The 13258-nt window shown below is 66.1% G+C and carries 15 protein-coding genes; 8 read left to right on the top strand and 7 right to left on the bottom strand.

Going from position 1 to position 13258, the window contains the following annotated elements:
* Nucleotides 1–33 precede the first annotated feature (33 nt).
* Nucleotides 34–897, top strand: a complete 864-nt coding sequence (locus ACQY5A_RS02395) for a transglutaminase-like domain-containing protein (protein ID WP_428338770.1) — start codon at nucleotides 34–36, stop codon at nucleotides 895–897.
* Here ACQY5A_RS02395 and ACQY5A_RS02390 read toward each other — a convergent pair.
* On the bottom strand, nucleotides 894–1865 hold the full coding sequence (locus tag ACQY5A_RS02390) for an aldo/keto reductase (RefSeq protein ID WP_428338769.1): 972 nt from the start codon (nucleotides 1863–1865) through the stop codon (nucleotides 894–896). The two genes, ACQY5A_RS02395 and ACQY5A_RS02390, sit on opposite strands and share 4 nt — an antisense overlap.
* 34 nt (nucleotides 1866–1899) lie before the next feature.
* Nucleotides 1900–2106, bottom strand: a complete 207-nt coding sequence (locus tag ACQY5A_RS02385) for a hypothetical protein (RefSeq protein ID WP_428338768.1) — start codon at nucleotides 2104–2106, stop codon at nucleotides 1900–1902.
* A gap of 232 nt (nucleotides 2107–2338) precedes the next feature.
* Here ACQY5A_RS02385 and ACQY5A_RS02380 point away from each other — a divergent pair, with 232 nt between their 5' ends.
* Nucleotides 2339–3100 (top strand): SDR family oxidoreductase, encoded by a 762-nt coding sequence (locus ACQY5A_RS02380; protein WP_428338836.1) that lies wholly within the window; start codon nucleotides 2339–2341, stop codon nucleotides 3098–3100.
* An 83-nt stretch (nucleotides 3101–3183) separates the two neighbouring features.
* Complete coding sequence (locus tag ACQY5A_RS02375) at nucleotides 3184–3579, top strand: hypothetical protein (RefSeq protein ID WP_428338767.1); 396 nt, start codon at nucleotides 3184–3186, stop codon at nucleotides 3577–3579.
* Here ACQY5A_RS02375 and ACQY5A_RS02370 read toward each other — a convergent pair.
* Nucleotides 3576–4721: a glycosyltransferase gene (locus ACQY5A_RS02370; protein ID WP_428338835.1), complete on the bottom strand. Its 1146-nt coding sequence runs from the start codon at nucleotides 4719–4721 to the stop codon at nucleotides 3576–3578. The two genes, ACQY5A_RS02375 and ACQY5A_RS02370, sit on opposite strands and share 4 nt — an antisense overlap.
* Before the next feature lie 279 nt (nucleotides 4722–5000).
* Between ACQY5A_RS02370 and ACQY5A_RS02365 the strand changes: the two genes are divergently transcribed.
* The gene (locus ACQY5A_RS02365) at nucleotides 5001–5687 is read left to right on the top strand and encodes a sensor domain-containing protein (RefSeq protein ID WP_428338766.1); all 687 of its coding nucleotides are present in this window, start codon (nucleotides 5001–5003) and stop codon (nucleotides 5685–5687) included.
* A gap of 9 nt (nucleotides 5688–5696) precedes the next feature.
* Here the strand turns inward: ACQY5A_RS02365 and ACQY5A_RS02360 are convergent, their stop codons facing one another.
* On the bottom strand, nucleotides 5697–7289 hold the full coding sequence (locus ACQY5A_RS02360; protein ID WP_428338765.1) for a Na+/H+ antiporter: 1593 nt from the start codon (nucleotides 7287–7289) through the stop codon (nucleotides 5697–5699).
* 75 nt (nucleotides 7290–7364) lie between these two features.
* Nucleotides 7365–8648, bottom strand: a complete 1284-nt coding sequence (locus ACQY5A_RS02355; RefSeq protein WP_428338764.1) for a cytochrome P450 — start codon at nucleotides 8646–8648, stop codon at nucleotides 7365–7367.
* Nucleotides 8649–8756: 108 nt separating this feature from the next.
* Between ACQY5A_RS02355 and ACQY5A_RS02350 the strand changes: the two genes are divergently transcribed.
* Nucleotides 8757–9134 (top strand): hypothetical protein, encoded by a 378-nt coding sequence (locus ACQY5A_RS02350; RefSeq protein WP_428338763.1) that lies wholly within the window; start codon nucleotides 8757–8759, stop codon nucleotides 9132–9134.
* Nucleotides 9135–9151: 17 nt separating this feature from the next.
* On the opposite strand, the gene ACQY5A_RS02345 is transcribed toward ACQY5A_RS02350, so the two are convergent.
* Nucleotides 9152–9493 (bottom strand): MmpS family transport accessory protein, encoded by a 342-nt coding sequence (locus tag ACQY5A_RS02345; protein ID WP_428338762.1) that lies wholly within the window; start codon nucleotides 9491–9493, stop codon nucleotides 9152–9154.
* A 116-nt stretch (nucleotides 9494–9609) separates the two neighbouring features.
* Here ACQY5A_RS02345 and ACQY5A_RS02340 point away from each other — a divergent pair, with 116 nt between their 5' ends.
* The 3 genes from ACQY5A_RS02340 to ACQY5A_RS02330 all read left to right on the top strand — a co-directional run bounded on the left by ACQY5A_RS02340 (nucleotide 9610) and on the right by ACQY5A_RS02330 (nucleotide 12835).
* Entirely contained in the window at nucleotides 9610–9954 is a 345-nt protein-coding gene (locus tag ACQY5A_RS02340) for a cytochrome b (RefSeq protein WP_428338761.1), read from the top strand.
* Between the two features lie 35 nt (nucleotides 9955–9989).
* Nucleotides 9990–11075 (top strand): NAD(P)H-dependent amine dehydrogenase family protein, encoded by a 1086-nt coding sequence (locus ACQY5A_RS02335; RefSeq protein WP_428338760.1) that lies wholly within the window; start codon nucleotides 9990–9992, stop codon nucleotides 11073–11075.
* 68 nt (nucleotides 11076–11143) lie between these two features.
* Nucleotides 11144–12835: an Hsp70 family protein gene (locus ACQY5A_RS02330; RefSeq protein ID WP_428338759.1), complete on the top strand. Its 1692-nt coding sequence runs from the start codon at nucleotides 11144–11146 to the stop codon at nucleotides 12833–12835.
* Here the strand turns inward: ACQY5A_RS02330 and ACQY5A_RS02325 are convergent.
* Complete coding sequence (locus ACQY5A_RS02325; RefSeq protein WP_428338758.1) at nucleotides 12832–13218, bottom strand: hypothetical protein; 387 nt, start codon at nucleotides 13216–13218, stop codon at nucleotides 12832–12834. The genes ACQY5A_RS02330 and ACQY5A_RS02325 overlap by 4 nt on opposite strands.
* Between the last annotated feature and the right edge of the window lie 40 nt (nucleotides 13219–13258).

Genomic DNA, 13258 nt, shown 5'->3' with positions numbered 1-13258 from the left:
CGGCGCAATTTGTTGCGACAACGAAGGGGCCATATGAGCGCGCCCTCATGGCGGGACCAAAACGACGGTAGCGAGGCGACGGTCACGACGGTCGCCAGCCGGGAAGTGGCCGCGCAGATCGACGTCCAGGTCACTGCACCCAGTACGCTGGAATTCCAGATTGCGGTCGCCCGGCTGCCGGGGCTGGAGGTACGCGAGTCGCTGACAATTACGTTGGACGGCAAGCCACTTCAGCCTCGCGAGATCAGCGGACCGCACGACACCCGGATCCATTCGATCGACGTCGGCGAGGGTGCGGTGAGCCTGTCGTATCAGGCGACGGTGCTCGGTGAAGCCGACCCCGCGCCGGTCCGCGACATCGACGTGATCACCTATTTACGGCCGAGCCGTTACGCCGAGGCCGACAAGTTCTTCGGCTTCGCGGCCACCGAGTTCGGGCAGTACACCGACTCGGCCACACTGCTCGAAAAAGTCGCCGCCTGGGTCGGTGCGCGGCTGGACTACGTGCCGGGCTCCAGTGACCCGATCGACGGCGCCGCCGACACCCTGCTGGCGGGAGCGGGGGTGTGCCGCGACTACGCCCACTTGGTGATCGCCTTGCTGCGTGCGGTGAATGTGCCGGCTCGACTCGTAGCGGTCTACGCACCCGGATGCGACCCGATGGACTTCCATGCGGTCGCCGAGGCGCTCGTCGAGGGGGAGTGGCGTGTCGTCGATGCGACATGTCTGGCTCCGCGGCAGTCGATGGTGCGCATCGCCACCGGACGCGACGCCGCCGACACCGCGTTCCTGGACAACCACAAAGGCTCGATCAACTTGAACAACATGATGGTCACCGCCTACGTCGACGGTGAACTTCCCATCGATTCGATCGACCACCTGGTGAGTTTGAACTAGCGCAGGTGGAGCCGCTCGCGGATCGCGTCGGCGAGGAAGCGTTTAGCGGAGACCGGCCGGAAGTTGTGTGCCGCGTCGGTCAGGGCCGCGTGGGAGTCTGCGCTCAGTTCGATATCGGCTGCGGCGACGTTGAATTCGAGTTGCTCGACGCTGGACGCACCAGGTATGGCGATCACGCCGGGAAGGTTGATCAGCCAGGCCAGCGCTACCTGCGCGGGCTTGGCGCCAACCTCGTTGGCGACGTCGCGCAGCGTCTGCAGCAGCGGCTCGATGCGGCGGAGGTTCTCGGTACCGAACAGCGAGTTGACTGCGCGGACTCCGCCGGGCCGGTTGTCCACGCCGTACTTGCCACCCAACAGTCCCTGCGCCAGCGGACTGTAGGCGATCACCACGCGGTTTTCCTGCTCGGCGAACGGCACCAGACCCTTGAGTGCCTGCGGGTGGGCCAGCGAGAAATGCACCTGGTTGCTGATGACCGGCCGTCCAAGCGCCGCGTCGGCCTGCTTCCACCGGGACAACGAGTAGTTCGAGACACCCGCGGCGCCGATGGCGCCGCTGTCGAGCAGATCGCGCATGCCCGGCATGATCACCGCGTCGGGTACCACCGGGTTGGGCTGGTGGATTTGGTAGAGCGGGATGCGCTCCAGTTGCAGCCGTCGGGCGCTGGCCCGTTCACGTTGCTTCACGATGGCGGGAAACGGCGCGACCGGAAAGATCTTGCTGGCCACCACAACCTGATCGCGCTCGTCGCCGAGTGCGTCGCCGAGAATCCGTTCGCTCTTGCCCAGCCCGTACACCTCGGCGGTGTCGAAGAAGTTGACGCCCAGCTCGCGGGCGCGACGGACGATGTCGCCGGCGGGCCCGGAGGCGTAGCTGTCGCCGTAGCCCCACTCGCGGGATCCGAACTGCCAGGTGCCAAGGCCGATACGACTGACGCTGCCGACGCCGTCGACATCCAAATACTTCATCTAGTTCACGGTACTGACCGCCGCGATGTGGTGACTAGCCGACCGCCCCGTGCTTCTCGAATACGTCGATGACCTCGCGGCTCTGGACCACATCCGCGTGTTCGCACAACTGGCGCAGTTCGTTGACCACCGTCTGCAGAACATCAAGCCGCTCCGAGGCTTGAGTCAGTGTGGCGAGCCAGTTGTCGTAGTCGCGCTCGTCATAGCCGATCTCAGCGACCGAGAAAGAGGTGCTGCTCATTGTGATTACGCTCCCGCCATCGAGGTACGCAGGGCGTACCGAGTCCTCGTAGTTGGGTAGCGGTTATCCCCGGGAAAACGTGCTTAAACTCACACGTCGTCCTGCTGCCAACTATCCGGACCCCCGGTCTGACCAACCGGAAATGGGCCTGCGTATGGAACGCCGGAGCGCCGGCCGATACGCTGTGCCTGCAGCGGGCACGTTACAAGAGAGGGCGAAAATGTCACGGACAGTGGTCGTCGGGGCATCGAGTGGGCTCGGGCGTTGTATCAGCATCGGTCTGGCTCAGCGCGGCGGACAGATCACGCTGATGGCGCGGCGTCGGGCGCGTATCGAGTCGGCGGCAGAGGAGGCGGGCGCGGATGCGATCGCCGTCGAATGTGATGTTACCGATGAACATTCGTGCCGTTCGGCGTTCGATCAAGCCGCCGAGGCGATGGGCGGGATCGACAACCTCGTCTACACGCCCGCGATCAGCCCTCTGGTCCGCATGGTCGACACCGGTGCCGACACCTGGCGGCGCATCTTCGACACCAACGTCATCGGCGCGTCGTTGGCGACCGCGGCGGCGATTCCGCATCTGACCGCCTCGGCCGGCAAGGCGGTCTACCTCTCCTCTGATGCCGGCAGCTTCGGGCCGCCGTGGCCTGGCCTCGGCGCCTACGGCGTCAGCAAAGCCGCGCTGGAACGACTTGTCGAAGCCTGGCGAGCCGAGCACCCGGACGTCGGATTCACGTCCCTCATCGTCGGCGAGTGCGCGGGCGGCGAAGGTGACGCCGCAACCGGGATGAACGCAGGCTGGGATATGGACCTGGCGATGAAGGCCTACCCGCTGTGGGTGTCCGGCGGTTGCATGCCCGGCAAGCTGATGCCCGTCGAAGATCTCATCGAAGTGGTGCAGACGATTCTGCAGACCAACGCCTCGACATCGATGCCGGTGGTTGTCGCGCGCGGTGCTCCCGCTGCCCAGGTCGCCTTCCCCGACACGAATTAGCCCAAGCCGCAAAGCCAATCGGCACTGCCGCTATCGCTCGTCCTTTACAGTTGCGCTGACAATCACGAGCGAAGGAGACGCGGATGGCGTGGTTCATGGCCCTCCAGGGCCCACACCACACACCCCACCAGTCGATGGTCTACGAACTCCAAGACGGGGTGGACGTGGACAAGATCGCCCAGGAGCTGGTCAGCTCAGCGACCCTGGACCGGGTCGTGGCCGTGCCCGCGGTGCTCTCGGCGAACAAGCGTCGGCTTCAGAAGGTGACGATTTACGTCCGTCCTGCGGCGTGGGGGCTGTGGTCGTTTTACGAGCTGTCCGACGAGGATCGCCGCGAGATGGCGAAGAACAACCCGGTGGTCAACGCACTGGCTCAAGCCGCGCAGCAGCGTGCGGCGGCACAGGGGAAGGCACCCGGCGGCCCGATGACCGTGCAGGTCAACCCGCTGACGGGCCAAGTGGGCCCGGCCAACTCCTAGGCGGTGTGCTGAGAGTCGCCGGGGTCGTCGTCCAGCGCGGCGGCCCCAAGCGTGCTCAGCATCTCGACCGCGGCCCGCTGCCAGGTGAACATCTCGGCGCGTTGCCGCGCGCAGGAGCGGCGAAGCTTTTCGGGACGGCCGACCACCGCGGCCACCGCCTCGGCGATGGCTGCCGGATTGTTGTCGGCCAGCGCACCGCAATCGGCGGTGATGATCTCGCCGAGCGCCGACGTGCGCGACACCACGGCCGGTGTCCCGCAGGCCAGCGCTTCCAGCGCAGCCAGCCCGAAGGTTTCGTGTGGTCCGGGAGCAAGCGCGACGTCGGCTGATGCCAGCAACTCGGCGACACTGAGCCGATCGGAGATGAAACCGGTGAACTCGATCGGCAGCCGCGCGGCCTGCCGCTGCAATCTGGCCCGTAATGGTCCGTCACCCACCACGACCAGGCGGGCTGCCACCCCCGCCTCGCGCAGTGCCGCGACGGCGTCGATGCTGCGGTCGGCCCGCTTTTCCACCGACAGCCGACCGCAGTGAACCAGCAGGATCTCGCCGGGGGAGGCCCAGCGCTGACGCACCACCGCCGAGCGGCGCGACGGGTGATACGTCTCCAGGTCCACGCCGAGTGGAATGGTGACGGTGTTGGTCGCGCCGATCCGGTCGAACTCCTCGCGCGCAAAACCGGTCGTGCAGACCACGGTGTCGTAGTCGGCGGCCGTGCGCCGATTGGCGAAGTCGGCGAACCGGCGCGCGGTTCGGCGTGGAAGTACCTGGCCCGCAAGGCGATCGAGACGCTCATGCGAGATCATCACGGTCGTCGCGCGGTGGTCGCGACCCCATCGGCCCAGCGATCTCAGGGTGAGCCGATCAGACACCTCCAGGGTGTCCGGCTGCAGACCCTTCAGCAGCGTCCGCACCGGCCCGGGCAGCACAGCGCGATATCCGCCGGTGAACGGAATCAGCCTGGCGGGAACAGTGATTCGCTTGACGCCGGTCGGCAGATGCGCGTGCTCGGCATGGCGTCCAGGGACGATCAACACCACTTCGTGGCCCGCGGCGCAGTACTCCGCGCCCAATCGATCGACGGCGGTGCGAAGGCCGCCGGAGCGAGGCCCGTAGAAGTTCGCGACCTGAACGACACGCATGCTCACCAGTCCAACCGGCCCTTGTGTGGGGTCAACGATCTAACACTGACTTTTCGCTGAACAAGCCGTGAACACCGGAGATCACGCGCCGAAGTGCGGGGCGTCGCAAGCATATTCCGCAAACGCCCACGCGGTGCCGAGCGAAGCGGACACTCGGTGTCCGCTCGGGGTTATCCGCGGTAAGTCACGGTAAGGTTGAACGCGCGGGTTCTGACCGGCAACGCTGCGGGGTGTCACACCGCGAGCAGGTCGGAGCGACGACGGGATGGGAAAGAGGAGATGCACCAGTTGGCGGCCACGCTTGTCGCGGCCGGTGTTGGGATGTTCGTCGCCGGCTGCGGCGGCAGCAATCAAGCCAATCAGACGTCGACGACGACCATAACGTCGCTGATCCCGCGGCCGGTGGTTGAGCGTGAACTCGACCCGTTGTTGCTTACTCCCGCCCAAGTCAATCCGCTGATGGGTGCGACGGGGATGGCGGTGATCCGAAGGCACGACGCGATGTCCGACGATAGCGCCACGATGCGGCCTGCCGAATGCCTGGCCATCGACGGTTCGGCACAGGCGCGGACGTACGCCAACAGTGGATTCACCGGCGTGCGTGATCAGGAGCTCAACGACGGCGACAGCTTCAATCACTACGCCGAGCAGGCGGTGGTGCTGTTCCCGACGGTCAAGCAGGCCCATGTCTTTTTCGTCACTTCGGCCCTGCGCTGGCCGGCCTGCCACCAGTACATCCACACGCAGTCCCGGACGAAGTGGGATGTGGGGGAGATATCGGACGACAACGATGTGTTGAGCGCGATGTCGACACAGGAAGAAGCAAAAGCCGGCGGGTGGGCGTGCGGTCGGGCGCTGGCGGTGAAGAACAACGTCGTCGTCGACGTCAACACCTGCAGCCCGAACCCGGCGAACTCCGCGGTTGACATCGCCAATCAGATCATCGCGAAAGTCGTTTCGCGATAAGGGATGTGGCTAGTCGGGGCCGGACGGTCCCAGCAGCCGCGCTTCTTCGAGGTCCATCGAGGCCTGCAATTCAAGCAGGACGATGTCATCGATGCGGCGCTTGTCGCGCAGCTCGGTGATGGCCCGCCGTTTGTGTTCGAGCACGCCGAGGCGCACTTGTCGGATGAGGTCACTCTTCGCCTCGGCGTCGTCGCGGGTCGCGCCGTCGTCACTGGCCCTGACCAGTGCCGCATGCTTCTGGTATTCCGCGTTCATCCGGCTTTCCAGCTCGTCGCTGATGCCGAGTTCGGCGGCCACCAACGGCAGCGCGTCGAGCGCGGCCTGCGCGCCGGCACAACGAGCCAGCCGCAATTCGTCGGCGTGGGCTTCGTCCTCGGGGATCTTGGCCCAGCGGACGATGCTGGGCAATGTGCTGCCCTGGACGATCACGGTTGTCAGGATGACGAACGACACCACGAAGATGATCAGGCTGCGATCGGGAAAAGGCGTGCCGCTGTGGGTGGTCAGTGGGACCGCTAAGGCCGCGGCCAGTGAGACGGCTCCGCGGAATCCGGCCCACCCCGACACCATGCGCTGGCGCCAGTCGACTCGGCGTTCACGCTGCGCTTCGCGCCGGTCGACGGCGCGGATCAGCCAGGTTGTGGCCTCGCCCCAGACCAGCCGGGTTCCGACCACGACGACGGTGACGGCAACCGCCAGCGCGATGGCGTGGTGAATGCCGTGGTCGATCCGGCTGGCGCTCCGGATCGCGCTGGGCAACTGCACCCCGACGAACACCCACAGCGCGCCGTTGATCAGAAACGTTGCGATGTCCCAGAATGCGAACGACACCAGGCGGGACCGAGCCCGGATCACCCGTGGCGAGGCGTATGCGAGCATCAGGGCGCACACCAGGACGGCGACGACGCCACTGCAATCGAACGCGTTAGCGAGCAGGAACGCGGCGAACGGCGTGAGCAGACTGAGCGCCGCCTCTTCTTGGGGGGCGTCTAGGCGGGTTCGGGCTAGGGTCACCAGCCCGCCGATAAGCAGACCGGCGGCAATGCCGCCCAGGTAAGACACGACGAACCGGACGGTGAGGTCGATCGGGCCTACGGACGCGCCACCCATGGCCACCGAGACCGCGACGCCGAACAGGACCAGCGCCGTGCCGTCGTTGATGATGCTCTCCGCCTTGAGCACGGTCAGGGTGCGGCGCGGCAGCCGTTTCGCCAGACCGGCGACGGCGGCGGCGTCCGTCGGGGAGAGCACGGCGCCGAGCACCGCCGCGGCATGCGATTCCATCCCGAAGGCCCGCGCGGTCCAGGTCACCGCGATGGCGTTGGCAATCACCAACCCGACGCTGAGCAAAACGATGACGCGCATGTTGGCGCGGATTTCGCGGATGCTGGTATTCAGACTTTCCCAGTACAAAATTGCCGGCAGGAACAGCAGCAGCACGATTTCGCCGTCGAGCCGGACGTGGCCGAACTGGGGGATCAAACCCAGCATCGCGCCGAGGCCGATCAGCAGCACCGGCGGGCCCACGCGGTAGCGCCGGCCCAGCACCGTCCCCACGATCACGGTGGCGAACAGCACAACGATGACGACGAGCCCGAACATCAGCACATGGTATGTGCCCGAGTCATCGGCAGCGCGACAACCGGATTCGGTCGCGCAGGCCTCCCGTGGGCCGGATCAGCCCGGCGGAGTCCAGGAAATCGGCAGCGTCTTGATGCCGTGGATGAACGGCGACAGCAACCGCGACGGCTCAGCGGTAGCGGCGACGTCGGGTATTGCGCGGTGCAACTCCTCGAACATCACCCTGAGTTCGCGACGGGCCAAGTTGGCGCCCAGGCAGAAGTGCGCGCCGCCGCCGCCGAAGCCGACGTGCGGATTCGGGTCGCGAGTCACGTCGAACTTCCACGGGTCGGCGAACTTCGACTCGTCGCGGTTGGCCGAGCAGTACCACAAAGTGGCCTTGTCGCCGGCGGCCATCGCGGTGCCGTGCATCTCGAAGTCGCGAGTGAGCGTGCGCCGCATGTAGACAACCGGCGAGGCCCATCGCACGATCTCCTCGACGGCCGAATGGGACAACGCGTCGAAGTCGGACCACCAGGTCTGCCGCTGTTCGGGAAAGCGGGTCAATGCGACCAGTCCGTGGCTGATCGCGTTGCGGGTGGTCTCGTTTCCGGCCACCGCCAGCAGGATGAAGAACGACGCCACCTCGGCGGAGGTGAGTTGCTCGCCGTCGACCTCGGCCTCTACCAGGCTGGTGGTCAGATCGTCGTGGTGATTGACCCGGCGATCCTCGGCAAGCGCGGTGGCGTACGCGCCGATGTCCATCGAGACACGCAGGAATTCGTCGAAGTCGGTCGTCAGATCGGGGTCGCCGAAGCCGAGGATCACGTTGGTCCAGTGGAAGATCTTCTGATGGTCTTCGTCGGGGATGCCCATCATGTCGCAGATGACCTGCAGCGGCAGCGGCCCGGCCAACTCGGTGACGGCTTCCCCGTTGCCGTCGGGATGGCTGGTGACCAGATCGGCGACCAGGCGACGCGCCCGCTCGCGGACCGATGTCTCGATGCGCGCCACCACTTTTGGGGTGAATGCTCTGCTGACGATTGATCGCAGCCGCTGATGCCGCGGGTCATCGAGCACGATCATCGAGCCGAAATACTCGGATACTTCCGGCATCTGGTCGTTGATGGTGATGTTGGGGCTGGAGCTGAAAATCTCGGGGTGGCGGCTGGCGAAGAACACGTCGTCGAGCCGGGTCAGCGCCCAATGCCCGTCGCCCTGTTGGAAGCCTTCTTGAACGGGCTCGGGCCAGAACGAGACGGGCGCTTCGCGCCGAAGTGTGGTGAAGGCACCGTCGCGCTGGTCGTCGTCGAGTGCCCAGAATTTCCATTCGTCGAGGTGGATTTCAGCACGCGCAATGTCGGGCGGCGCCTCGCCGTTCATCCGCGTCGCAATGCCCATGTCGGCCGTCCTCGTCGCTGAGCTGGCTGTGGTTGGAGCTTAAACCGGTCGCTGCCGATCGGAATACTACGGTTGGCGTAATACGTCGAACGTACTTGGTTTAGCGCCATGAATCCAAGCGATGCCCGCCGCGTCCTGCGCTGGTACCCCGCGGCGTGGCGTCGCCGCTACGGCGAGGAGTTGATCGCAATGCTCGACGATACCCACGGTGATGACGAACTGCCGCGGCATGCCCGGATGCACCTGGTCCGCTCCGGCTTGATTCAGCGACTTCGCTTGGTACGCAAGTACTCTGGCACCTACGTCGGATACAGCATCGCATGCGCGTTGGTGTGGGCGGTCATCCTCGCGGCGATGTACACCCACGCCGGCGACGGCACCCGGCACACCTTTGCGGTGTTCTTCGGCGGGTGGGCCATCGGTTGGCTGTCGGCGAGCATCGGACGCCTCGTCTACCCGCCGCCGAAACGTCGCAAGCCGATCTGACGGCCTCGGCGTTGCGCTCAGGTCGAGCAGACGGTGCGGGCGGGCGCCCCGTGTGCGGTCGCCTGATTGACCACCTTGCCGTCGACTCGGATCGTGCAGGTGATCGAGCCGGGTCCCTCAGCGCTGATCACCAAGACCCGGCTGCCGTTCACGGTGAACTGCGTCTTCCACGGCAGCGGCACGTTTGCCTGCTGCGTTTGGCCGCCCGCGAGTTGGTAGGAGACGTAGTCGGCGACGGGTGCGCTGCCACTCACGTCGTAACTCACCTGGGTGTCGCTGCCCGCGTACGCCGTTCCGCCCGGGCCCACCGTGGCGGCGAACGCGGTCAGGGCCGCAACAAGGATCGCTCTGCTGGTCATGATCTTCTCCCGGGGGATGGTGTCTCTGACGGATCGTTTCACCCGCGTCAGCCCCGTGGGCAGGTTTTCGGGGTCTTTCTCCAAATACCGAGTTCCGATGTGCCGCGGTTGAACCGATGTCAACAATGATCGTCACGAGAGACGAACCCGGCGATGACCGAACCGACCGGACCAGCGGGACGCTGCTGGTGCTGCAGCCTTTGGCCGGTTGGGCGATGGTCTCAGCGGCCGCGGGACCGGTGGTCGTCTTCGACTCGCTACGGCTGCCGCCGATCGCACCGTTCGATGTGCAAGTGTATTGGGTTCTGCGGCAAGCCCATTCGGTGGTCGCCTACACGCTCATGGCCGTGATCGCCGCACACATTTCCGCGGTGCTGGTGCACACCCGGACACTGCGGGATCGACTGCTCGAGCGGATGACTTTCCGATTTCGGGCAAAGGCCGACCGCAGCCGCGCCTAGGGTGAACCGGGGTTCGTCGACGAAGAAGGTGGCGCATGGCGCAGGGTAGTTCCAAACGCGTAGTGGTGTGGGGTACAGGCTTCGTCGGCAAGATGGTGATCGCCGAGATCGTCAAACATCCCGAGTTCGAACTCGTCGGCGTCGGCGTCAGCAACCCGAAGAAAGTCGGCCAGGACGTCGGCGAGATCTGCGGCCTCTCCGGACGGACCGGCGTGACCGCCACCGACGACGTCGATGCGCTGATTGCGCTGGAACCCGACGCGCTGGTGCACTACGGACCGACCGCCGCGCACGCCGACGCCAACATCGCTTTGATGACGCGCTTCCTGCGCGCGGGCATCGACGTGTGCTCAACGGCGATGACGCCGTGGGTGTGGCCGACGATGCATCTCAACCCGCCGCAGTGGATCCAACCGATCACCGAGGCGTGCGAACTGGGTGAGTCGTCGTGCTTCACCACCGGCATCGACCCGGGCTTCGCCAACGACCTGTTCCCGATGACGCTGATGGGACTGTGTTCGGAGGTTCGCACGGTTCGCGCCTCGGAGCTATTGGACTACACCAACTACGAAGGCGACTACGAAGTCGAGATGGGCATCGGGCGGGAGCCGGAATTCCGGCCGATGCTGGAGAACCGTGACGTCCTGATCTTCGCGTGGGGCGGGACGGTCCCGATGATCGCGCACGCCGCCGGCATCATGCTCGACGAAATCACGACGACGTGGGACAAGTGGGTGACCCCCGACGAACGCAAGACTGCCAAGGGAGTCATCCCCGCCGGCCACGTCGCCGCGGTCCGCTTCACCATCAACGGGATCTACCAGGGCCAGACCCGGATTCAGCTCGAACATGTCAACCGCATCGGGCTGGACGCGGCGCCGGACTGGCCGGCCGGCACCAAGGACGACGTCTACCGCGTAGATATCGAAGGCACGCCTAGCATCTCGCAGGAGACCGCGTTCCGGTTCACCGACGGATCCGGTCGAGACGCGGCCGCGGCCGGCTGTCTGGCCACCGGATTACGGGCACTGAACGCGGTTCCCGCCGTCAACGATCTCCCGCCGGGCTGGGTCACCGCGCTGGACCTTCCGCTGATCGCGGGGGTCGGCACGATTCGTTAAACGACGGTAGCTAACAGACCGAACCGGGACAGCCGATAAATTGGTGTCAATGCGCACAATGAGACGACATGGCTGACGGAGAACGATCGGCGTTAGGCCTTTCGGTGGGTTCGACCAACCTGGCCGCGGTCACAGCCGAGCGGGCCGTGACCCGCAAGCCGGTGCTGACGCTGTACCGGCAACGCCCACCCGAGGTCGGCGTGCCGTCGGAGAACCCCAAGCTCAACGAGCCCGGGTTGGTGATCACCGACTTCGTCGACCGGGTCGGTGATCCGGCCGGAATCGCGGCTGCCGACAACACTACGCACCGCAGCGAAACCCTGATCGCCGATGCCCTGCGGGCCCTGGCTTACACCGCGACCGACGGACGCGCGCTCCCGGAATCGGTCGCAGTCACCCATCCCGCACACTGGGACCCGGCGGCGGTCAGCTCGATGCGGGTGGCGATGAGTCGCGTGTCGGAATGGTCACGCGGACGACTGGTTCTGCTGCCGGACTCGGAAGCCGCGTTGGTCGCACTGGACGCCAACCCCGGTGTGCCCACCAGCGGAATCGTCGCGGTGTGCGACTTCGGTGGCTCGGGAACCACGCTCAGCCTGGTGGACGCGGCCAACGGCTATCAGGCCATCACCCCCTCGATTCGGCACACGGAGTTCTCCGGCGACCGACTGGACCAGGCGCTGCTGACGCACGTGATCAATGACCTGTCGACCGGGGGCTCGTTCGACACCTCGGCCACCTCGGCGATCGGTTCGCTGAAGCAGCTGCGGACCGCGTGCCGCTACGCGAAAGAGCAACTGTCGTCGGCGAATACGACAGCGCTGACTGCCGATGTGCCCGGCTACCGCGGTGAGGTCGGGCTGACCCGTACCGACCTCGAGGACGCGATCCGCCAGCCGTTGGACGGCTTTATCGGCTTTTTCCACGACGTGCTGCAGCGCAACGGAATTCGCCTGGACGATCTCGCTGCGGTCGCGTCGGTGGGAGGCGGCGCCAGCATCCCGTTCGTGACCCGGGCCCTGTCGGAGCAGTCGGGTGCGCTCGTCATCTCAGCGCCGCGGCCACACCTGACGGCCGCAGTGGGCGCGGCGCTACGTGCCGCGCGTGGGCCGAGCGCCGGTACTACCGCGCTGGCGCCGACTGCGCTGGGCTCGGTCAGCGACGCGACGAGCATCGCCGAGATTCCGGTGGAACCGGCGGCCGCGCCGGCACTGGCCTGGTCGGAGGCCGGTGACGATTCCGGCATCATGCCGATCCAGCCCGGCGAATACGACGGGGAGTACGACGCGGTGCCGCGCAGCGGGCTGACCTCCTCAAGCCCGCGCGCACAGGTAGCTGCCGCGGCCAAACCCAGTGTGTCCGGCGCGGTTACCGATTCCTGGTATCGCCGTCCACTGGTGGTGGCGGTCGGGACCGCGCTTGCGGTGCTGGCTATCGGCGCCGGTGTGCTGATTACGATGCGGCATACGTCCGGAAGCGCGCCAAACACTCCATCGCCCAGCGGCGGCACCACGCAGGCGCCGTCATCAGAGACCAGTGCGAGCCAGGAATCGAACACCAACCCGCCCTCGTCCTCCGCGCCCGACCCCAGCACGACGGTGTCGACGACCAGCGAGTCGCCGACCACGACGACGACAACTACGACGACGGAAGCTCCGACGACCACGACGTCGCCGACGACCACCGAGCCGCCGCGACCGCGATTCCCTCGGGGACCCGGCGATCGGCCGTTACCCAACCCGGGGCAGGAAGGTCGCTAGCTCGCGGCTTCGTCCTTGTGCTCGTCCTCGTGCTCGTCCTCGTGCTTGTGCTCGTCCTCGTGCTTGTGCTCGTCCTCGTGCTTGTGCTCGTCCTCGTCCTGCGGCTTGTCCTGCTCTTCGTCTTTCTTCTTCTGCTCGTCCTGGCCGAACTTCGGGTTGCCGTCGTCGTCAATCCACTCGTTGACCGCAACCCCGGTGATCGTCCCGTCGGTACCCGGCAGCACCGCCGTCGGCCGGTCGTCCTCGTAGGTCTGCCGCATCTGCTTGACCTGCTCTTTGCCTTCGTCGCTCAGCTCATGCGTCTCGGTCTTGCTGTCCTGGTTGTCGTTCTCGTCGTTCTCGTCGTTCTTGGTCTCGGTTTCGGTCTTTTCGTCCGCGCTCATGACTCTCCGTCCTTGTAGCGGCCTCTTTGGCGCTTTGCGG

The organism is Mycobacterium sp., from assembly GCF_965277065.1.
Lineage (GTDB): Bacteria > Actinomycetota > Actinomycetes > Mycobacteriales > Mycobacteriaceae > Mycobacterium.
The sequence above is the reverse complement of the archived record's forward strand: the minus strand, read 5'-3'. Positions and strand labels throughout refer to the sequence as shown.